Source organism: Streptomyces xantholiticus, from assembly GCF_014651015.1.
In the GTDB taxonomy this organism is placed as follows: Bacteria; Actinomycetota; Actinomycetes; order Streptomycetales; family Streptomycetaceae; genus Streptomyces; species Streptomyces xantholiticus.
In genome coordinates this window covers 240,354-259,812 of record NZ_BMWB01000003.1, presented here as the reverse complement: position 1 = coordinate 259,812, position 19,459 = coordinate 240,354, and the positions used below count along the sequence as shown (strand labels likewise).

The 19,459-nt window shown below is 71.9% G+C and carries 18 protein-coding genes and 1 pseudogene; 6 read left to right on the top strand and 13 right to left on the bottom strand.

The genetic code is table 11. The features are described 5' to 3' along the window. Positions 1 to 29 precede the first annotated feature (29 nt). Positions 30 to 803: a lysophospholipid acyltransferase family protein gene (locus tag IE198_RS07700; protein WP_189884087.1), complete on the bottom strand. Its 774-nt coding sequence runs from the start codon at positions 801 to 803 to the stop codon at positions 30 to 32. Positions 804 to 1,012: 209 nt separating this feature from the next. Between IE198_RS07700 and IE198_RS07695 the strand changes: the two genes are divergently transcribed. Together IE198_RS07695 and IE198_RS07690 are read left to right on the top strand one after the other, a co-directional pair. Further along, the gene (locus IE198_RS07695; RefSeq protein ID WP_189884085.1) at positions 1,013 to 1,819 is read left to right on the top strand and encodes an alpha/beta hydrolase; all 807 of its coding nucleotides are present in this window, start codon (positions 1,013 to 1,015) and stop codon (positions 1,817 to 1,819) included. After that, entirely contained in the window at positions 1,812 to 2,363 is a 552-nt protein-coding gene (locus IE198_RS07690) for a hypothetical protein (RefSeq protein WP_189884083.1), read from the top strand. The genes IE198_RS07695 and IE198_RS07690 overlap by 8 nt, the downstream gene beginning before the upstream one ends. 284 nt (positions 2,364 to 2,647) lie before the next feature. Here IE198_RS07690 and IE198_RS07685 read toward each other — a convergent pair whose 3' ends face one another. From IE198_RS07685 to IE198_RS07660, 6 genes are all read right to left on the bottom strand, one after another. Then, on the bottom strand, positions 2,648 to 3,412 hold the full coding sequence (locus tag IE198_RS07685; RefSeq protein WP_189884081.1) for an endonuclease/exonuclease/phosphatase family protein: 765 nt from the start codon (positions 3,410 to 3,412) through the stop codon (positions 2,648 to 2,650). Positions 3,413 to 3,487: 75 nt separating this feature from the next. Beyond that, positions 3,488 to 4,429 carry an ROK family glucokinase gene (locus IE198_RS07680; protein ID WP_189884079.1) on the bottom strand — a complete coding sequence of 314 codons (942 nt, stop codon included), beginning with the start codon at positions 4,427 to 4,429 and terminating at the stop codon, positions 3,488 to 3,490. A 65-nt stretch (positions 4,430 to 4,494) separates the two neighbouring features. Beyond that, a complete protein-coding gene (locus IE198_RS07675; RefSeq protein ID WP_229833789.1) occupies positions 4,495 to 4,938 on the bottom strand; it encodes a DUF5304 domain-containing protein in 444 nt (147 codons plus the stop codon). Between the two features lie 69 nt (positions 4,939 to 5,007). Then, the gene (locus IE198_RS07670) at positions 5,008 to 6,258 is read right to left on the bottom strand and encodes an ArsA family ATPase (RefSeq protein WP_189884076.1); all 1,251 of its coding nucleotides are present in this window, start codon (positions 6,256 to 6,258) and stop codon (positions 5,008 to 5,010) included. After that, on the bottom strand, positions 6,258 to 6,707 hold the full coding sequence (locus tag IE198_RS07665) for an SRPBCC family protein (protein ID WP_100106727.1): 450 nt from the start codon (positions 6,705 to 6,707) through the stop codon (positions 6,258 to 6,260). Before IE198_RS07665 ends, IE198_RS07670 begins: the two co-directional genes overlap by 1 nt. A 106-nt stretch (positions 6,708 to 6,813) precedes the next feature. Beyond that, positions 6,814 to 7,581: a metallophosphoesterase family protein gene (locus tag IE198_RS07660; RefSeq protein WP_189884395.1), complete on the bottom strand. Its 768-nt coding sequence runs from the start codon at positions 7,579 to 7,581 to the stop codon at positions 6,814 to 6,816. Positions 7,582 to 7,869: 288 nt separating this feature from the next. Here IE198_RS07660 and IE198_RS07655 point away from each other — a divergent pair, with 288 nt between their 5' ends. Further along, positions 7,870 to 9,666, top strand: a complete 1,797-nt coding sequence (locus IE198_RS07655; RefSeq protein ID WP_189884074.1) for an AMP-dependent synthetase/ligase — start codon at positions 7,870 to 7,872, stop codon at positions 9,664 to 9,666. A 507-nt stretch (positions 9,667 to 10,173) separates the two neighbouring features. On the opposite strand, the gene IE198_RS07650 is transcribed toward IE198_RS07655, so the two are convergent. Next, positions 10,174 to 11,316 carry a glycosyltransferase family 4 protein gene (locus tag IE198_RS07650; RefSeq protein ID WP_189884072.1) on the bottom strand — a complete coding sequence of 381 codons (1,143 nt, stop codon included), beginning with the start codon at positions 11,314 to 11,316 and terminating at the stop codon, positions 10,174 to 10,176. A 122-nt stretch (positions 11,317 to 11,438) separates the two neighbouring features. Between IE198_RS07650 and IE198_RS07645 the strand changes: the two are divergent. After that, positions 11,439 to 12,656, top strand: a pseudogene (locus IE198_RS07645) (glycosyltransferase 87 family protein); the annotation flags it as partial. Here IE198_RS07645 and IE198_RS07640 read toward each other — a convergent pair. The 5 genes from IE198_RS07640 to IE198_RS07620 all read right to left on the bottom strand — a co-directional run bounded on the left by IE198_RS07640 (position 12,635) and on the right by IE198_RS07620 (position 18,191). Next, positions 12,635 to 13,864, bottom strand: coding sequence for a hypothetical protein (locus tag IE198_RS07640; RefSeq protein WP_189884068.1), 1,230 nt, complete (start codon positions 13,862 to 13,864; stop codon positions 12,635 to 12,637). The pseudogene IE198_RS07645 and the gene IE198_RS07640 sit on opposite strands and share 22 nt — an antisense overlap. A 57-nt stretch (positions 13,865 to 13,921) precedes the next feature. Further along, positions 13,922 to 14,956: a C40 family peptidase gene (locus IE198_RS07635; protein WP_189884066.1), complete on the bottom strand. Its 1,035-nt coding sequence runs from the start codon at positions 14,954 to 14,956 to the stop codon at positions 13,922 to 13,924. Positions 14,957 to 15,187: 231 nt separating this feature from the next. After that, complete coding sequence (locus tag IE198_RS07630) at positions 15,188 to 16,213, bottom strand: C40 family peptidase (protein WP_189884064.1); 1,026 nt, start codon at positions 16,211 to 16,213, stop codon at positions 15,188 to 15,190. A 333-nt stretch (positions 16,214 to 16,546) separates the two neighbouring features. Next, positions 16,547 to 17,911, bottom strand: coding sequence for an NYN domain-containing protein (locus IE198_RS07625; protein WP_189884062.1), 1,365 nt, complete (start codon positions 17,909 to 17,911; stop codon positions 16,547 to 16,549). Positions 17,912 to 17,948: 37 nt separating this feature from the next. Beyond that, the gene (locus IE198_RS07620) at positions 17,949 to 18,191 is read right to left on the bottom strand and encodes a hypothetical protein (protein WP_100106735.1); all 243 of its coding nucleotides are present in this window, start codon (positions 18,189 to 18,191) and stop codon (positions 17,949 to 17,951) included. A gap of 151 nt (positions 18,192 to 18,342) precedes the next feature. Between IE198_RS07620 and IE198_RS07615 the strand changes: the two genes are divergently transcribed. Together IE198_RS07615 and IE198_RS07610 are read left to right on the top strand one after the other, a co-directional pair. Then, complete coding sequence (locus IE198_RS07615) at positions 18,343 to 19,074, top strand: rhomboid family intramembrane serine protease (RefSeq protein WP_189884060.1); 732 nt, start codon at positions 18,343 to 18,345, stop codon at positions 19,072 to 19,074. Further along, the gene (locus IE198_RS07610) at positions 19,071 to 19,352 is read left to right on the top strand and encodes an Lrp/AsnC family transcriptional regulator (protein WP_189884059.1); all 282 of its coding nucleotides are present in this window, start codon (positions 19,071 to 19,073) and stop codon (positions 19,350 to 19,352) included. The genes IE198_RS07615 and IE198_RS07610 overlap by 4 nt, the downstream gene beginning before the upstream one ends. Positions 19,353 to 19,459 lie beyond the last annotated feature (107 nt).

Here is a 19,459-nt window from a genome sequence, read left to right as displayed (position 1 = left end):
TCCCCCACCCCGTAGCAGTCCCAGGCCGGCTAGGCGGCCGGCCGCTGCGACTTCTTCTGCGCCTTCTCGGCCTCGGCGCGTGCAGCCTTCTCGGCCTTCTCCGCCTCCGCGCGTGCAGCCTTCTCGGCCTTCTCCGCATCGGCGATCTGGCGCTTCGCGGCCGTCGCGTAGATGTCGACGTACTCCTGGCCGGACAGCTTCATGATCTCGTACATGACCTCGTCGGTCACCGACCGCAGGATGAAGCGGTCGCCCCCCATGCCGTGGTAGCGGCTGAAGTCCAGTGGCTTGCCGATCCGGATGCCCGGGCGCATCAGCTTGGGGATCACCTTGCCGGGCGGCTGGATCTTCTCGGTGTCGATCATCGCGACGGGGATCACCGGTGCGCCGGTGGCCAGCGCCACGCGCGCGAGTCCGCCCGGCTTGCCACGGTAGAGCCGGCCGTCGGGGGAGCGGGTGCCCTCCGGGTAGATGCCGAACAGACCACCGGACTCGATCACGTCGATACCGGCCTTGATCGCCGCCTCACCCGCGCCGCGCGCGCCCGAGCGGTCCACGGGCAGCTGGCCCACGCCCTTGAAGAACGCGGCCGTCAGCCTGCCCTTGACACCGGGTGAGGTGAAGTACTCGGCCTTCGCGATGAAGGTCACCTTGCGGTCCAGCATCGCGGGCAGGAAGAACGAGTCGGAGAACGACAGATGGTTGCTCGCGAGGATCGCGGGACCCTCGGCCGGAATGTTCTCCAGCCCCTCCACCCAGGGCCTGAAGGCAAGCTTGAGCGAGCCTCCGATGGAGAACTTCATGGCGCCGTAGATCAACTCGAATGCCTCCTGTTGCTGTCGAACAGACCATAACCCGAGGCCCGCCCCTGCTCCCCGCGCCGGGGGGCGTCATCTCCCGCCCGACGTGTGCGGAACGGCCCTGGTCGGGTGTCGGTCCGGTCGCGTACCGTGAAGTACACCCTCGATCCTCCCCCGTACATCCACGTACGCCTCACGAACAGGAGACCCCGGTGCCGGTCCTTCCTGGAGCCGAGCCCTACCGCCACGAAGGCGGCGAGGTCGGCGTCCTTCTCTGTCATGGATTCACCGGCTCCCCGCAGTCGCTGCGGCCCTGGGCCGAATACCTGGCGGAGCGGGGCCTCACGGTCTCCTTGCCGCTGCTGCCCGGACACGGCACTCGCTGGCAGGACATGCAGGTCACCGGCTGGCAGGACTGGTACGCGGAGGTGGACCGCGAGCTGCGGGCCCTGAAGGAGCGGTGCCGGGTGGTCTTCGTCTTCGGTCTCTCCATGGGCGGCGCGCTGACGCTGCGGCTCGCCGCCAGGCACGGGGACGCGGTGCGGGGCGTCGTCGTGGTCAACCCGGCGAACAAGGTGCACGGCGCGATGGCGTCCCTGCTGCCGGTCGTCCGCCACCTGGTGCCCTCCACGAAGGGGCTGACCAGCGACATCGCCAAGGAAGGCGTCGAGGAGCTGGGCTACGACCGGGTGCCGCTGCACGCCGCGCACTCGGTGCGGCAGTTCTTCAGGCTGGTCGACGGGGAGCTGCCGCAGGTCACACAGCCGATGCTGCTGCTGCACAGCCCCGAGGACCATGTGGTGCCGGCCGCCGACTCCGCCCGGATCCTCAGCCGCGTCTCCTCCACGGACGTCACCGAGATCCTGCTGGAACAGAGCTACCACGTCGCGACGTTGGACCACGATGCGGAGCGGATCTTCGAGGAGAGTTATGCGTTCATCGGCCGGCTCGCTCCGGGTGCGGGGACGACCGGGTCCTCCGCTCCGGAAGCCTTGGGAGGGAGCACGACCGGTGTCTGACCAGCACGACGCGGACCGCGAGCCGCAGCCGATCGACGAGGACGCCGCCTGGGCGGCCATCGTCGCCGGCTACGGCGAGGAGCCGGCCGACCCGCCGGGTGTGAAGCCGTTCAAGTCGGTGGAGGACCTGGCGCTGCTCGAGGGCGACGTCAACGAGACACCGGAGCAGGTGGGGCGCACCGAGGAGGAGAAGCCCGCGCTGGGCAGCTCGATCACCTTCGCACCGGGAGTGGGCGGGCCGCGCGACTACGAGGTCGCGGAGCCGTCCGACGACGACTTCGACGACACCGACGAGGGTCACTTCGTCCCGCCGGAACCGCCGCCGCTGCCGGAGGCCGACGTGACGGCCAGGTTCGCGTGGCTGGCCGTGATCGGCGGGCCGGTGCTGATGCTGGTCGCGGTGGTGCTGCGGTGGGACATGACCTGGTGGCTGACGACGCTGTGCATCGGCGGCTTTCTGGGTGGGTTCGCGACGCTGGTCGCGCGGATGTCGCACGGCGACGACGACGACCCGGACGAGCCGGGGCGGGGCGCGGTGGTGTGACGGGCCCTCGTGGGCGGGGAGCGTGTTCGTCTGCGAAGGGTTGTCGCACTCCCTGCCCCTTCCCGAAATCGGTGCACCCCCCGGCGCCCGCTTTCGTCGGCTCCGCCCCCTACCCCCGCGCCTCGAACGCCGTCGAGGCCGGATTCGCTGCCGCCCCGTCCCGCGACCCCGGACGCCGCGCGCAGCACAGTCGGGTGCGGGCGTGGCCCCGGTCCGGGTCGGGGCGGAGCCCGGTTTCGGGAAGGGGCGGGAGGGGCGAGCCCCGCCAACGGGGAACCCGCTCCCTAGCCGGTCGCCACAAGCCGGAGTGCCCCCAGCACCGGCAAGTGGTCCGATGCCGCGCGCAGGTCCGCCGTGGAGACGCCGGGCAGGTCCCGCGGGACACCGCAGCCCAGCACCTCCACACCCTCCGTCGCGAACACCGCGTCGATCCGCTGGTGCGGATCCAGCGCCGTCGACGTGTGCTCTCCGCCCCACGGGGCCACCGCCCAGCAGTCCTGGAGCTCCGCCGCCAGGCGGCCGAAACTCGGGCCGCCCGGTCTTTCGTTGATGTCGCCCGCGACGACCGCCTGCGGCACGTCCATCGCCTTCAGCCGGTCCAGCAGCATCCCCGCCTGCGCGTGACGCTCGTCGCTCTGCAGGCTCAGGTGGCAGCTCACCACCCCGACCCGCGTGGCCGCGAACCGGACGACCGCCGTGGCGAAGCCCCTCCGGTGGAGGCCGGGGCGGAGCGGCAGCAACAGGTCCTCGGTCCGCTCGACCGTGGCCCGCAGCGAGCACAGGAGCAGCGGCCCGGCCGCCGTCGCGCCCCCGGAGAGCATCACCAGATCGGTGTTGGCGGCGAGCCGTGCCGCGTGCTTGCGCCACCGGAAGAAGCGCGGCGCCTCCTGCACGAACACCAGGTCGGGTTCGCACGCCCGGATCACCCGGGTCAGCGCCGCCTCGTCGTCGCGCAGGGAGCGGATGTTGTAGCTCAGGACCCGGATCACGGCCGAACCGTCCGGCTCGGTACGGGACTTGGGCAGTACGTTGCTCGGGGTGATCGGCATGGGAGCAAGATACGACGGTGCCCGCCACGCTTCCTGAAGGACGCGGCGGGCACCTTCCCCACGAAGTGCGGCGGGTCAGCCCTGACGTGCCAGGTCCGCCGCGCCCACCAGCCCCGCCTTGCCGCCCAGTTGCGCGGCGAGCACCTGGGCGTGCGGGCGCCACTGGCCGCCGATCAGCCAGCGCCGGAAGGACTTGCGGATCGGGTCGAGGACGAGGTCGCCCTCGTCGGAGACGCCGCCGCCCACGATGAACGCGGACGGGTCGAAGAGGGAGGCCAGGTCCGCGAGACCGGCCCCGGCCCAGCGCGCCAGCTCACGGAAGGAGTCGACGGCGACCGGGCAGCCCTGCCGGGCGGCCTGGCTGATGTGCTTGCCCTGGATGCCCTCGACCGTGCCGTCACCGAGGCCGAGCAGGATCGTCGCGTTCTCCGGCGTGGCGTTGGCGCGCTGCTTGGCGTAGCGGACGAGGGCGCGGCCGGATGCGTACTGCTCCCAGCAGCCCTGGCTGCCGCAGCCGCAGAGGAGACCGTCCGGCACGACCCGGATGTGCCCGAACTCCGCGGCGACGCCGAACCGTCCGCGGCGCAGCTTGTTGCCGATGATGATGCCGCCGCCGAGGCCGGTGCCGAGCGTGATGCAGATGACGTCCTCGTGGCCCTGGCCGGCGCCGAAGCGGTATTCGCCCCAGGCGGCGGCGTTGGCGTCGTTCTCGACGACGACGGGCAGGCCGACGCGCTGTTCCACCTTGTCCTTGAGCGGCTCGTGACGCCAGTCGATGTTCGGCGCGAAGAGGACCGTGGCGCGCTTGTCGTCGACGTAACCGGCGGCTCCGATACCGACGGCCTCGATGTCGTGCCCCGAGCCCGCGCCCGCGACGGCCGAGCAGATCGCGTCGACGATGCCTTCGGGAGTCGACGGGGTCGGCACGGTGTGCGTCTCGAGAATGGCGCCGTCTTCGTCGACCACTCCCGCCGCGATCTTCGTGCCGCCGATGTCGACGCCGATGGTGAGTCCCATATGTCCCTCAGTATTCGGTCGAGCCCCGCTAAGCCCAACCGTACCCGAGCGTGGGCACGCCCTGGTCAGTCCAGGTCGATGTGCTCGCTGCCTTCGGGGCCTTCGTCGCGCGGATCATCGGCCTTCCCGGCGTCCCCGGAGGCCGGTGTTCCCCGGGTCCAGCGCCGCTCCTGGCCCTCGACGGCGGACCGGTAGGCGGCGAGCAGCTCGCCGCCCGCGGCGGCGAGATGGTCGAAGACCTGCGGGTTTCGTTCGATGACCGGCATGGCGGCGGCCTTCGCCTGGTCGACGAACTGCTGGACGGCGCTCTGCGCGGCCATGCCCGGCAGGGACGACTGGAAGGAGGTGACCTTGTCCGCGACGACGTCGAAGAGTTTGCGCAGTTCCTCCGCGGCCGAACCGGGGGGCGTGCCGTGCTGGGCGCGGCGCCGGGCCTGCTCCTCCTGGAGGTCCTCCTCGCAGGCGGCGGCCCAGGCGTCGGCGTCGGGGCGCTCGGTCGCTTCGCTCATGACGTACTCCTGGGTGTGCCGCGTCGAGGGTCGTGTGCTTCCGACGTTACCCGAACGGTGGTACGGCGTTCAGGTCGTCCGCGGCCACAGACCGGGGTCCGGCGTGAAGCGGACCTTCAGCACACCGTCCGTGAGGCCCGCGCCGGCGACGGTGCAGCGGCGCAGCGCCGCCGGCAACGGCAGGTTCCTGCGGAACGGCCCCGCGCCGATCAGGAGTTCATCCCCGCGGCGTACGAGGGAGAGCGTCTCCTTGACGGCGCCGGGCAGCTCCAGTTCCCAGACGAAGAGGGCGTCCGCGTCCTCCGCCGGCCGGCCGGCCGGCGACGGCCCCGTGACAAGACCGATGTCGCCGCGCGGTTCCTCCCGGCCCCGGTCCGGTCCGGCGGAGAGTCCGCCGCCTTCGCCGGCGCCGCTGCGGACCGCCCCGGTGTGGAGCAGAGCGAGGTCGTCCGGGCCCTGCGGGTCGCGGCCGAGGTGGGGCACCTCGCATATGGATGGGCCGCCGGACAGCCGGCTGCTGTGCCACTCCTGCAGGCACTTCTCCTGCTGGCCGGCCAGGCCCGCGATCCAGGGGTCCGCGGATACCTGGGGCAGTCTCCGGTTCGCGACGAGCATCTCGACATCCAACCCGTGCAGGGCGATCCCGGTGCGGGCCTCGACGAGGGCCGTGGCGGCCTTGGGGCCGGGTTCCGCGACGATGCGGAGGGTGGTGTGCGAGGAGTCCAGCACCGACTGGACGCCGGCGAGCTCCGAGTCCCAGCGTTCGGCGGTCGCGTACAGCCACTGCGCGGGCATCGGCACGCCCGCGAGCTGGGCGAGCATCGGGCGCAGGGCGCGGGCCGCCTGGCGTTCGGGCGGCAGCAGGCGGCGCAGATAGCGCCGCAGCTCCCCCGGCAGGGCCAGCAGCGCGATCGTGTCGCGCAGCGGCGGCATGTCGACCACGACCACGTCCCAGCCGCCGCGCGAGGCCGCGGTGAGCGCACGCAGCAGCGCGAACTCGTCGCTGCCGGGCAGCCGCGTCAGCTCCGCGTCCTCGAGATGGGCGGCGCCCAGCAGGTCGAGTGCCCCTGAGGCGCGCTCCTGGAGTTCGAGGAACTCGGCGCGGAAGTCCGCGCCCGCGTCGACTCGGGCGGCCCACAGGTCGTCGTGGACCCGGGCCGGTTCGTCGGGGCCCGCGGTGACCGGGGCGCCGAGGACGTCGCCCGGGTCGGCCGACAGGAAGAGTGTGCGGCTGCCGTGTCCGGCCGAGGCGAGCGCCGTGGCGGCGGCGACGGTGGTGCGGCCCGCGCCGCCGAGGCCGGTGACGAGGACCCTGCGCATCAGGCGCCGGCGCCGCTCTCGACGCGCTTCTTCAGACCGGCCAGGGCGCGGTCGATGATGACCTTCTCGGCCTTGCGCTTGATCATGCCGAGCATCGGGATCTTGACGTCGACGGTGAGCTGGTACGTGACCTCGGTACGGTCGCCGCCGCCGACGGGGGCGAGGCTGTACGAGCCGTCGAGGGCACGCAGCATCTGGGACTTCACCAGGGTCCAGCTGACCTCGTCGGCGCCGTGCCAGGTGTAGGCGAGCGTGTGGTCGTCCTTGATGGCGCCCGCGTCCAGCACCAGACGCACCTGCTCGGCCCGGCCCTCGGTGTCGGTGGCGAGCACTTCCGCCCACTTCACCTCACCGGTCCACTCGGGGTACCGGGCGAAGTCGGAGATGACGCCCATGACCTCGGCCGGAGCCGCATCGATCGTGATGCTCGAGCTGGTGTGTTCCGCCATCTCTGCGGCTCCCTCAACGTGCGGTACGGACCGGGCTGGTGTACGGGGTGCAGGCTATCGCGATCGCACCACGGACCGGCGCGTGGCCCGGGACAACGCCGTCGGGTCACCAGGCCAGCGAGAAGGGGCGGCCGCGTGCCGCGAAGTGCCCGACGTTCACGCATTCTGTCGCACCGATGCGCATCCGGCGGACGAGCGGCTGGTGGACATGGCCGAAGAGTGCGTACCGGGGGCGGGTGCGGCGAACAGCGTCCAGCAGGGCACGGCTGCCGCGTTCGAAGCGGCGCGCCACGGTGTCGTACGTCAACTCGGGGACGTCGGGCGGGATGTGCGAGCAGAGCACGTCGACCTTGCCGATCGCCTCGACCTTGGCGGCGTACTCCTCGTCGGAGATCTCGTAGGGCGTACGCATCGGGGTGCGCAGTCCGCCGCCGACGAAGCCGAACACCAGGCCCCCGATCTCGACGCGTTCGCCGTCGAGGACGGTGGTGCCGGGGCGGGCGTACTCGTGCCAGAGGGCCGGAATGTCGACATTGCCGTAGGTCGCGTACGTCGGGGTGGGGAAGGCGGCGAACATCTCGGCGTACTGGCGCCGCACCGCGGATTCGATGGCGGTCTCGCGGTCCACGCCGAGCTCCGCCCAGAGCCTGCGCCCGAGGTCGCGGGCGTCCTCGAAGCGCCGGGCGGTACGCAACTCCACGATCAGGTCGGCGTTCTCCACGCCGAAGAGGTCGGGGAAGATGCCGCGCGAATGGTCGGCGTAGTCCAGGAAGAGCACCAGATCACCGAGGCAGACAAGGGCGTCGGCGCCATCGCCGGCGATGGCGAGATCTTTTGCATTCCCGTGCACGTCGCTGACCACGTTGACTCGCATGCCTCGCATGACGATCACCCTAGAGCTCCCCATGAGCGCCTGGGTAGAGGGACCTACCTGCGGTTACTTGGGCTCTACAGGGCAGTGGAATACTCTGCGCGAAGTACAGCCATCAACATGTGACGCACAGAACATTGGCCTGGAACCCCTATCGGGAACTGAGTACTGGTGGGTAACGTCCGGGCAGTCCAGTCGTGCTCACCCCCACCGAGCACCTGCCCGATCTTGGACCGCATCCGGTGCATCACACAGAGCCGTGGCGCCGGCGCCCGATGAGGAGCAGCAGTCTTGCGCGAGTTCAGCCTTCCGGCCCTGTACGAGGTCCCCACGGACGGCAACCTGACGGATCTCATCCGCCGCAATGCCGCGCAGCACCCGGATGTGGCGGTGATGGGCCGCAAGGTCGCCGGCGCATGGACCGACGTCACCGCCACCCAGTTCCTGGCCGAGGTGCGGGCCACCGCCAAGGGCCTGATCGCCGCCGGCATCCGCCCCGGCGACCGGGTCGCCCTGGTGTCCCGGACCCGCTACGAGTGGGTCCGGCTCGACTTCGCCATCTGGAGCGCCGGCGCGGTGACCGTGCCGGTCTACGAGACCAGCTCCGCCGAGCAGGTGCAGTGGATCCTCGGTGACTCGGGCGCCGCCGCGGTGATCGTCGAGAACGACGGACACGCCGCCGCTGTGGAGTCGGTACGCGAATCGCTGCCGTCCCTGCGCAACGTCTGGCAGATCGAGAAGGGCGCAGTCGACGAACTCACCGCCGCCGGCGCCGAGATCCCCGACGCCACCGTCGACGAGCGCAGCGCCACGGCCAAGGCCGACGACCCGGCGACGATCGTCTACACCTCCGGCACCACCGGCCGTCCCAAGGGCTGTGTCCTCACCCACCGCGCCTTCTTCGCGGAGTGCGGCAACCTGGTCGAGCGTCTGAAGCCGCTGTTCCGTACGGGCGAGAGCTCGGTGCTGCTGTTCCTCCCCGCCGCGCACGTCTTCGGCCGCATGGTCGAGCTCGCGGCCGTCATGGCGCCCATCAAGCTCGGATGTGTGCCGGACATCAAGAACCTGACCGACGAGCTGGCCTCCTTCCGGCCGACGCTGATCCTCGGTGTGCCGCGCGTCTTCGAGAAGGTCTACAACTCGGCGCGGGCCAAGGCCCAGGCGGACGGCAAGGGCAAGATCTTCGACAAGGCCGCGAACACGGCGATCGCCTACAGCCGCGCCATCGGCAGCCCGCAGGGCGTGCCGATCGGCCTGAAGCTCAAGCACAAGGTCTTCGACAGGCTCGTCTACAGCAAGCTCCGCGCCGTGCTGGGCGGGCGGGGCGAGTACGCGGTCTCCGGCGGCGCACCGCTCGGCGAGCGGCTCGGCCACTTCTTCCGCGGCATCGGCTTCACCGTCCTCGAGGGTTACGGGCTCACCGAGTCGTGTGCGGCGACCGCGTTCAACCCCTGGGACCGGCAGAAGATCGGCACGGTCGGCCAGCCGCTGCCCGGTTCCGTGGTGCGCATCGCCGACGACGGCGAGGTGCTGCTGCACGGCGAGCACATCTTCGCCGGCTACTGGAACAACGAACCCGCGACGGCGGAGGCCCTGGCCGACGGCTGGTTCCACACCGGCGACATCGGCACCCTCGACGAGGACGGCTACCTCGCGATCACGGGCCGCAAGAAGGAGATCCTGGTCACCGCGGGCGGCAAGAACGTCGCCCCCGCCGTGATCGAGGACCGCATCCGGGGGCACGCCCTGGTCGCCGAATGCATGGTCGTCGGCGACGGCCGCCCGTTCGTGGGCGCGCTCGTCACCCTCGACGAGGAGTTCCTCGCCCGCTGGGCCGCGGACCACGGCAGGCCGGCCGGCTCGACGGCGGCGTCGCTTCGCGACGACACGGAGCTGCAGGCCGAGATCCAGAAGGCGATCGACGACGGCAACGCGGCGGTCTCCAAGGCGGAGTCCGTGCGGAAGTTCCGCATCCTGCCGACGCAGTTCACGGAGGAGGCGGGGCACATCACGCCGTCGCTGAAGCTGAAGCGAAACGTGGTGGCGAAGGACTTCGCGGACGAGATCGAAGCGATCTACCGGGCGTAGCGGGGGTTGCGCGCAGCGGGCGGGGCGGCGCCTGCGGCGGGCTTGTTCCCTCAACCCCGCCGCACCCGAACCCGGGGCTCCGCCCCCTGACTCCTTCGCCTCGGACGCTCCCTACGGGGGGCCGCGTGGGGCGCTGGAGTACCCCCCCCATCGGGGTACTTCCAGCGGGGCCGAAGTTCGCTGAGCGAAAGACGAGCCCGTCCGGCGCCCCCGGGCACTGCGCCGAGCGCGGTAGGGGATCCGGGGCCTGCCCGCCACGCGGCGCAGCCTCAGTTCTGTACAGCGGGAAGGGGCCGGGGCGGCCCCGCGCCTCGGACGCTCCCTACGGGGTGGAGTGCCTCCCACGCCGCCAGGCGTAGGGGAGTTACCCCCGGCGGGTCCTCTTGAGCGAGAACCGGCCGTCCGGCGCCCCTGACCCGGCGCGAAGCGCCGTCCGCGGCCCCGGGCCTGCCCGTCACGCGGAGAGGGGACCGAGCTCCGCGCAGCGGCCCGGCGCCCGCCCTGTGCTCACAGCAGTGCGACCAGCCGCTCCGCGAGCAGGTCCCAGCGCCAGCGTTCCTCGACCCAGGCGCGGCCCCGCTCCCCCATCCGCCGCCGCAGTTCCGGGTCCTGAAGCAGCGTGACGATGCGCTCGGCCGACTCCTCGGGCGAGCCGCCGCGCACCACCCAGCCGGTCTCGCCGTCGAGCACGGCGTCGGGCGCGCCGCCGGAGTCGCCGGCCACGACCGGCAGGCCGGTCGCCGACGCCTCGAGGTAGACGATGCCGAGGCCCTCGACGTCCAGTCCGCCCCGGCGGGTACGGCACGGCATGGCGAAGACGTCGCCCGCGCCGTAGTGCGCCGGAAGCTCCGACCACGGCACAGAGCCGGTGAAGCGCACCGACCCTTCGACGCCCGTGTCGGCGGCGAGTCCGCGCAACTCGTTCTCGTACGGCCCACCGCCGACGATGAGCAGGACCGAGTCCGGCACCGCGGCGAGGATCGCGGGCATGGCGCGGATCAGCGTGTCCTGGCCCTTGCGCGGCACGAGCCGCGAGACGCACACCACGACCGGCCGGTCGCTCAGTCCGAGGCGGTGGCGAACGAGGTCCCCGCCGGAGTCGGGGTGGAAGGTCTTCTCGTCGACGCCCGGCGGCAGTTGGACCATCCGCGCCGCCGCCTCCGGTGTCAGCGCCGTGGCGATGCGGGAACGCGTGTACTCACCCAGATAGGTGATCGTGTCCGTGCCCTCGCCGATCCGGCGCAGCAGCTGCCGGGACGCGGGCAGTTGCGCCCACCCTGCCTCGTGGCCGTGCGTGGTGGCCACCAGCCGTCGTGCGCCCGCCTTGCGGAGCGCCGGAGCCATCAGTCCGAGGGGTGCGGCCGCCCCGAACCACACGGACTCACAACCGTGTTCGCGCAGCAGTTGCGCCGCCCTGCGCGTGACGCGCGGGGTCGGCAGCAGCATCGTCGTACGGTCACGGACGACGGTGAAGGGCTGTTCGGCGTCGAACGCCGCGGTGGCCTCCACCCCCTCCCGGCTCCGCTTCCAGGTCGACGCGTAGACGACGAGCTGCGCGGGGTCCAGCCGTAGCGCCATGTTGTGCAGGAACGCCTGGATGCCGCCGGGCCTGGGCGGGAAGTCGTTGGTCACGATCAAGGTCTTGTGCATCGCCGCCGACAGTACCGAACGGCCCCGCCCCTGACTCCGGCACGGCCCCGCCTCGTGCCCGGGCATCGGCCCGCCCGGCATCATGAGGAGGCCCGTTCCCGCATGAAAGGGGCAAGCCGGTCATGGTGGTGGCGAGCGTCGCCCGGCATCCCGTCACGGTGTGGGTCCTGACGAGGGCGGGCCTGCTGCTCTGTGTGCTGGAGGTCCTCCCCTACCCCGGACCCGACGTCACGACCGACGTCTCGGTGATCTACCAGGGCTGGCACGAGGTGCTGCGGACCGGCACCTATCCGCTCGACGACGTCGCCTGGCAGTACCCGCCGGGCGCCGCGCTCGCGATCCTCGCCCCCGGGCTGCTGCCGGGCCTCGGCTACACCCTCGCGTTCTTCGTCCTCACCCTGCTGTGCGACCTGCTGGTCCTCGCAGGACTGCTGCGCACCGAGCGCCACGGCGCCGCGCGGCGCGGCACCTGGGTTTGGGTGGCGGGCGTTCCGCTGCTCGGCCCCACGGTCTACGCCCGGTACGACCTGATGGTGACCGCTGTCGCCGTCGCCGCCCTCCTGGCGGGGGTACGCTGGCCCCGGGTGATGGGCGCGCTCGCGGGTCTGGGCGCGCTGCTGAAGGTGTGGCCGCTGCTGGTGCTCCTCGGCACGCCGCGTGGCCGGGTCACCCGCCGGTCCTGGTCCGCCGCGGCGGTCACGGTGACGGTGCCGGCGCTGGTGCTGGCCGCCACGGTGCCGGGCGCCCTGGCCTTCCTGACCTTCCAGCGCGACCGGGGCACCGAGATCGAGTCGTTGGGCGCCCTCGTCTTCCACGTCTGGCGCCACTTCGGCTGGCAGGGCCAGGTGCTGCTCAACTACGGCTCCGTCGAGTTCCTCGGTCCCTACGTCCCGCTGGTCAGCGGCCTGGCCCTGGTGCTGTCGCTCGCCGCGCTCGGCTGGCTGGCGGTATGGCGGGCGCGGGCCCGGGAGTTCGCCGCCGCCACACCGTGCGACGCGGCCTTCGCGGCCGTGCTGCTGTTCACCACCACGAGCCGGGTGATCAGCCCGCAGTACATGGTGTGGCTGGTCGGCCTGGCCGCCGTGTGCCTGGGGCACCGGGCGAGCCGGATGCTCCGGCCGGCCGTGCTGGTCCTCGCGGCGACCGGGGTGACGCTGCTGGAGTTCCCGGTGTGGTTCTCGCACGTGGTGGCGAGCGACCCGCTGGGGGTCGCGCTGCTCGTCGTGCGCAACGGGCTGCTGGCGGCGGCGACGGTCGACGCCTGCCGGAAGCTGTGGGCGGCGGACGACCACGGCGGCGCCGGGGCCGGAGACGGCCGTCAGCGCAGGGCCGCGGTCAGATAGTCCCGCCACATCGCGGTGAAACCGGCCGTCGTGGTGCCGAGTTCCTCGCCCAGCGCGCGTTCCACCGCGCCGGCGCGGTGCCGGCCCTCGCCGACGGTCCGGTAGAACGCCGTGAGCTTCTCCTCGCCCCAGCGCTCGGCGATCATCTCGCAGGCCAGCCGGCCGGCCTCGTAGGCCCGTGCGAGAGCGCCCGGATCCCCGCCGAACGAGAAGTCCCGGTCCGCGGGCAGGTCGGCCGGAACGTCCCCGGCTCGTACTGCCTCCTGCATCTCCGGGGCGATCTCGGCGGCGGTACGGCCCGTGCCGCGGTACGCGACCCAGTCCGCGAAGCCCTCGGACAGCCACATCGGGGTCGCGGCGGAGGTGTGTGCGCGGGTCGCCACATGGGTGGCCTCGTGCGTGAGCACCACCCCCTGGCCGAAGTCGCCGAGCAGCCCGTAGGCCTCCGGGTTGACCACCACCCGGTCCGCCGGCCGCGTGGCCTCGAGATCCGTCTCACCGGTGGTGACGGCCGCGATGCCCCGGTACCCGGCCGCCGGGGCGCCCAGCAGCCTGCCCATCTCCTCCACGGACGCCGGCACGAGCACGACGATGCGGCCCGCCCACCTGGACGGCCAGGCGTCGGACACGGCGGGCACCGCACGGTCGGCGGCCGCCGCGAGGTCACGCAGCCGCGCCTCGTCCTGGCCGACGCCGAGGACGAGGCTGCGGCTGCCCCGCACGACGTCCACGTCGCCCTGCTGCCACAGCTGCTGAGGGGTCCCGGTGCCCGCACGGTCGGCGGTCACGTACCAGCGGCCGTCGCGCTCGGCCAGCTCCAGCGTGCGCGAGGCGGTCACTGGTGCGGCGTCGTAGCCGGCGATGCGGTAGTGCAGCTCGGTGTCCGCGACGACCGTCGTGCCCTGGTGGCGCACGCGCTCGATCCGGTACTTCCAGGAGTGCAGCGGCACCTCCGCGAGGTTGTCGAACTCCGTCCCCTGCGCCGCCCGCAGCACGGCGGCGCCGGGCTCGAGCGACGCGAGGTAGGCGACGCGGTCGTGCTCGAGCAGGGCGGTGGCACGGGCGTCCAGCGTCTGCTGGATCTCCTGGACGGTGGGGTCGACGGGCCGGTCGCCTGCGCCACCGCACCCTGCGAGCAGCGCGAGCAGCACGAGCAGGGCGGCGGCGGTGCTCGCGGTGCGCTGTGGGTGGGCATGGCCGGCCATCCTGCGATGGTACGGAACCGCGGCACCGCGGCGCGGGCTCGTTCCGCGCGCAGCGGCCTACACCCGCGTCACCGCGTGCACCGGCATCATGCCCACCGGGTCGTACCGCACGGACGCCCCCGGATACGGAGCATGCACCACCTGTCCGTTCCCCACGTACATGCCCACATGGCTGGCATCGCTCCGGTACGTCACGATGTCCCCCGGCCGCGCCTGCGACAGCGGTACGCGGCGGCCCGCGTGCGCCTGGGCCTGGGAGGTGCGGGGAAGGCCGACGCCCGCCTGGGCGTAGGACCACTGGACGAGGCCGGAGCAGTCGAAGCCGGAAGGACCGTTGGCACCCCAGACATAGGGACGGCCGACCGCGCTGCGCGCCGCCGTCGTCGCGGCCGCCGCGTACGGGGAGCCCGCGGCGAGGCCGGAGAGTTCGGGGAGCGCGCCGCGGCCGGGGCGCGAGGGGCGCCCGTACCCCTCACGCTCCTCGGCGGGCAGGGCGGCCAGCACCCGGCGCGCCTCGCCGAGCTTGCGCTCGACGGTGCTCTTGTGGCGGGACACGGCGCTCCGGCTGCGTTCCAGTTCTGCGAGGTCCCTCGAGGACTCCGCGCGTTCCTGGCCGAGGTGTCGCTGCTCGCGGCGGAGGTCGCTCAGCGCTGCGGAGTGGAGTTCGCTGATGCGGTCGAGCCCGGCCGCGGCCTCGAGGTAACCGTCGGGGTCCTGCGAGAGCAGCAGGGCGAGCGCCGGGTCCATCCCGCCGGAGCGGTACTGCGCACCGGCCACGGACCCGAGCCCCTCGCGCATCCGGTTGATGCGTTCCTGGGTGCGGGCGACCCGGTCCTGCGCGTGTGCCACCCGGTCCTTGAGGTGCTCGACCCGCTCGCCGGCCTCGTTGAACCGCTCCGTGGCACGCTCGGCCTCCTCGTAGAGCCGGTCGACCTTGGCCCGTGTCGCCTCCGCTCCCGTCCCCGGCTCGGCGCCCGCGGGCGCGGCGCCCGCTCCGAGGGCGGCGGCCGCCGTTGCCGCCGCGACGGACAGGACAGTGCCGCGAGCACTCCGTGTGAGGCCGGGCTGTGAGGATCGGCGGTGGGAAACCACGTGCCGCGCTCCCTTCCGCAGGACGTCCGGGTAACCGGGGTTCGGTGCGCGGCAGAGAGTAGCCGGGTGAACACGCAGTGACCAAAGACCCGACCGGGCATACAAAGTGACGCCCCGCCGGAGACCACAGGTCACCGGCAGGGCGCAGCGTCAGCGAGTTGTGACGGAATTCCCCCGTTCGGGCGGGTGAGAGAGCCCGCCCGAACGCTCCATCAGGGTCGCAAGCAGGGGTCAGACGCGCACACCGAACATGTACGGCATGTTGTTGATCGACTCGTAGCGCACGCTGGCACCCGGCTTGGGCGCGTGCAGCACCTGGCCATTGCCGGCGTAGAAGCCGACGTGGTGCAGGTCGCCGTAGAAGAAGACCAGGTCGCCCTGCTGGAGCTGGCTCTGCGAGGAGATGCGCGTACCGGAGCTGGCCTGTGCCTGCGAGGTGCGCGGTATGGAGACACCGGCCTGCGCGTACGCCCAGGAGGTGAGGCCGGAGCAGTCGAAGGAGCTCGGGCCGGAGGCGCCGTAGACGTACGGCGAACCGATCTTGGACTGGGCGGCCGAGAACGCGGCGGCGGCACGCTGCGATGCGGGGACGGCGTTGCCCAGGTCGGCGCGCGAGCTCGCGCGGGTGGCGCGTGACTCGTCCTCGGCGAGCGCGGCGCGCTCGGCGGCGGTGAGGGTGTTGAGCAGCTTCTGCGCGGCGGCGAGCTTGCCCTGGACTTCCTTCTTCTTCTCGCCGAGTTCCTCACGGGTCTCGGCCAGGTCCTTCAGCTTGCCCTGGGCCTCCTGGCGCTGCTGCGCGAGGGTGCGCTGTTTGGCCTGGATCTCCTGGATCGCCTCGGTCTGCTTGGCGCCGAGCTGGTCCAGCGCGGAGGCCTTGTCGAGGTAGGTGTCCGGGTCGCCGGAGAGGAAGAGCTGCACGGAGGGGTCGATACCACCGGTCCGGTACTGGGCGCTCGCGACCGAACCCAGGCTGTCCCGCAGGGTGTTGAGCTCCTCCTGCCCGCGGGCGACCTTGTCCTGCAGCACGTCGATCTGCTCGTCGAGCTTCTCCTGCCGCTCCTTGGCCCCGTTGTACTTCTCGGTGGCGTGCTCCGCCTCTTCGTACAGCTTGTCGACCTTCTCCTTGACCTCGCTCTTGCTCGGCTTCGGCTCGGCCTGGGCGGTCTGGGCGGTCAGGGCGACGGCGGCTGCGGCGGTCGCGGTGAGCACGGTCACGCGGGTGCGGCTCGGCTGCTTGGGACGACGGTGGGACGCCACGAAGGCGAGCTCCTTCTTCCTCGAGCCGCCTACCGGGCAGTGGGGGGACGTGGATCCCCGGCGTCCGCGCATCGGGGCCCTGGGGGAAATGGGGTCGAACTGCACGAACTCGGCGGTTCCTTCGCTGTCACCCCGGGTGGGCGATCAACCGCGCGAAGGTTCGAGGCCTGACCTTAGTGACCTTCTTGTGATCAGTTCAAATCCCCACGGGAAAAATCTTACCCGGCGAGGTCATTCTTTACTCTCATCACACGCGTAGTAATGGCCACTTGACGCAACGTTCCGTCCGGGACGACCTCAAATCGGGCATATGCCGCCAGAGTTACGAGGAGCCTACGAGACGCGCGAAAGCCGCTTCAGCAACAAGGCGGACGCGACCGGTCTGGCACCGGCTTTGGCGACACCGTCGGCCACTTCCCTGTCGGTCGAGACGACCACCACGGGCCTGCCCGCCGGCTCGGCCCGCACCAGCTGACGGATGAGCTCGTCCGCCGTCACTCCCGGCTTGGAGAAGAGCACCCGCACTCCGCGCGGCGGCGCCAGCAGCACCGGCGCGGCCAGTTCGGCCCCGTCGAACACGCAGGTGATCTCGGCCCCGGAGCGGGCGGCGAGCACCGAGAGTCCGCCCAGCAGCCGCAGCCGCTGCTTCTCCAGCGGCATCGTCGGATAGCCGGTCTTGGTGACGTTGTAGCCGTCGACGACCAGATGAGCCTGCGGCAGCGCCAGCAGCTGGTCGAGCAGGGCGGGGTCCGTCTCGGACAGCGCCCGTGCCGCGATGTCCTTCGGCGACATACGGCCGGGCTCCACGGCGTCCACCATGTCGGCCGGATGCATGCCCGCCGGCGGCAGCGCCAACTCGCGGCGCAGCCCCTGGGCCGCGTCGAGCACCGTGTCCAGAAGCAGCCGCAGCCGCATGTCCTCGACGGAACGGCCCTCGCGGGCGGCCCTGCGGCCCGCCTCCACCGCCGCCTCCGCCTCCGCCAGGCGCGCCTTGAGCCGCCGGGTCTCGCTCTCGGCGGCCGACACCTGGGCGGCGGCCTGGGAGCGGACGCCGTCGAGCTCCACGTCCTTGCGGCGCAGCGCCGCCTCGCCGCGCTTGACGTCGGCCTGTGCGCTGCGCAGCTTGCGGTGGAGCGATTCGCTCTCCTTGCGGGCGGCGTCCAACTCGGCACGGAGCCGCTCGGTGTCCGACCTGATCTGGCCGCGCGCCTGCGCCAGTTCCTCACGCAACCGGTCCAGCTCACGCCGGCCCGCCTCGTCGGCCCGCTCGGCGTCCGCCCGCTGGGCCTCCTCCCCCGCGGCGGCGACCATCTTGACCCAGCCGGCGGGGCGCAGCACATAGGCCGCCGCCGCCACGTCCACGGGATCGACGGCGGCGGGCGGTGATCCGGACTCGAGCGCCTTGGCCAGCTCGGGCTGCGTCTTGCCGAGCCGTTCGCCGATGCGCTGACGGAAGAGGGGGTCCCCCTCCAGCGCGGCGGCCATCGCGTTCCCGGCGAACTTGGCGCGCCGGGAAGGGGTGAAACGGGCGTACTGACGCAGCTGGGCGGGCAGTTCGGCGACCGTCAACCCGCCGAACGCGTCCGAGACGAGGGCGACGACCCGTCGCCGTACGCCTTCGGGCAGCGGGCGGTCGAGAGCCTCGGCGGCGTCACCGGCCGCACCGGCCGGCTCGGCGCCGTTCTCAGGCTGCTCCACGATCCGTTCACCCCTACCACCCGTGGGGCCGCTCCGCTCAGGAACCGGCGCCCGGCCTGTCCACCAGTTCGATCTGGTCCACCGCGTTGCACCAGCGGCAGCGGACCGACTCGATGGTCTCACTGACGACCTCGCGCTCCTCCACACTCGGCTCGCCGGCCAGGTCCAGATGGACGTACTCGACGACCTTGGAGGAGCGGGTGACGTCGAAGCGTGTGAGGTTGCCGCAGAGCGTGCAGCGCCACCTGGTATCAGCGGTCGGCGAGGGAACCGTCGTCATCGTGCCGTCCTCTTTGTCTCATGCGGATGCGGGTACCGCGGTGCGCCGTCGAACTGCGGATGTACTGCCTGTAACCCTACGGCCTCGCGGGTACCCCGTGTCGCGGCGAGGCACTCTGTACCGTTCGGTCCCGCTACGCCATCCTCTGTCCATGATCAGTCGGTGGGGCACGGCCAGGAAAGCGGTCAGGAACGCGGTGACGGGGCCGGCGGTGACGTACGGCCTGATCGCCATCTGTTGCGCGATCTTCGTCATCAGCCCGGTCTCGGGCCTGAACCCGGCGTACGGCCTCGGCGACCGGCTGCTCGTGGCCCAGGCCGGGTACTTCGAACGCTGGGGCGTGATCCCCGCGGAGCTGATGGGCAACTCCCTGGCCGCCCTGCTCACCCCGCTCACGGCTCTGTTCGTGCACGGCAGTTGGCTGCACCTGCTGGGCAACATGCTCTTCCTCTTCGTCTTCGGCGCGATGGCGGAGGAGCGGATGGGGCAGTTGCATTTCGTGCTCTTCTACATCGGGGCCGGCTATCTCGCGCTGCTCGTCTACGCGGCGGTCAACGCCCACTCCGAGCAGACGCTGGTGGGGGCGTCCGGGGCGATCTCCGCCGTGCTCGGAGCATTCCTCTTCCTCTTCCCGAAGGCCCGGGTCACCAGCCTCTTCCCCTTCCTCTTCTTCCTGCCGCTGCGCTTCCCCGCCTGGGCGGTGCTGATCTTCTGGTTCGTGCTGCAGTGGCTGGCGGCCAGGGGCGCGGACAGCGGTCCTGGCGTCGCCTACCTGGCGCATCTGGTGGGGTTCGGGGTGGGCTTCGTCTACGCGTGGGGCCGCTTCGGGCGTGGGACTAGAGTGAACGCATCTTCAGCGACCGAGGGAGAAAGCCAGCCATGATCACCGCGATCGTGCTCATCAAGACCAGCGTGGACCGTATCCCCGAGATCGCCGAGTCGATCGCCGCGCTGGACAGCGTCAGCGAGGTCTTCTCCGTCACCGGTACCTACGACCTGGTCGCCATGGTGCGTGTCGCCCGGCACGACGACCTGGCGGACGTGATCCCCGGCCGCATCAGCAAGATCCCGGGCGTCGAGGGCACCGACACGCATGTCGCCTTCCGCACCTACTCCCAGCACGACCTGGAGGCCGCGTTCGCCATCGGCCTGGACGCGTAGCCCCTGGGGGTACCTCCCATGCCCGAAGGGCTGTGGGGGAAGGCGGCGGACCGGCTCACCTCAGGCGGTGACCGGCGGCCCACCGGTCGCCGCCCGCCCCGGTGACG

Bases quoted from the DNA above. Each gene is read 5' to 3' on its own strand.
- IE198_RS07700 (WP_189884087.1), bottom strand. From the start codon at position 803: ATGAAGTTCTCCATCGGAGGCTCGCTCAAGCTTGCCTTCAGGCCCTGG.
- IE198_RS07685 (WP_189884081.1), bottom strand. From the start codon at position 3,412: ATGCCGATCACCCCGAGCAACGTACTGCCCAAGTCCCGTACCGAGCCG.
- IE198_RS07680 (WP_189884079.1), bottom strand. From the start codon at position 4,429: ATGGGACTCACCATCGGCGTCGACATCGGCGGCACGAAGATCGCGGCG.
- IE198_RS07675 (WP_229833789.1), bottom strand. From the start codon at position 4,938: ATGAGCGAAGCGACCGAGCGCCCCGACGCCGACGCCTGGGCCGCCGCC.
- IE198_RS07670 (WP_189884076.1), bottom strand. From the start codon at position 6,258: ATGCGCAGGGTCCTCGTCACCGGCCTCGGCGGCGCGGGCCGCACCACC.
- IE198_RS07665 (WP_100106727.1), bottom strand. From the start codon at position 6,707: ATGGCGGAACACACCAGCTCGAGCATCACGATCGATGCGGCTCCGGCC.
- IE198_RS07660 (WP_189884395.1), bottom strand. From the start codon at position 7,581: ATGCGAGTCAACGTGGTCAGCGACGTGCACGGGAATGCAAAAGATCTC.
- IE198_RS07650 (WP_189884072.1), bottom strand. From the start codon at position 11,316: ATGCACAAGACCTTGATCGTGACCAACGACTTCCCGCCCAGGCCCGGC.
- IE198_RS07640 (WP_189884068.1), bottom strand. From the start codon at position 13,864: ATGGCCGGCCATGCCCACCCACAGCGCACCGCGAGCACCGCCGCCGCC.
- IE198_RS07620 (WP_100106735.1), bottom strand. From the start codon at position 18,191: ATGACGACGGTTCCCTCGCCGACCGCTGATACCAGGTGGCGCTGCACG.
- IE198_RS07615 (WP_189884060.1), top strand. From the start codon at position 18,343: ATGATCAGTCGGTGGGGCACGGCCAGGAAAGCGGTCAGGAACGCGGTG.
- IE198_RS07610 (WP_189884059.1), top strand. From the start codon at position 19,071: ATGATCACCGCGATCGTGCTCATCAAGACCAGCGTGGACCGTATCCCC.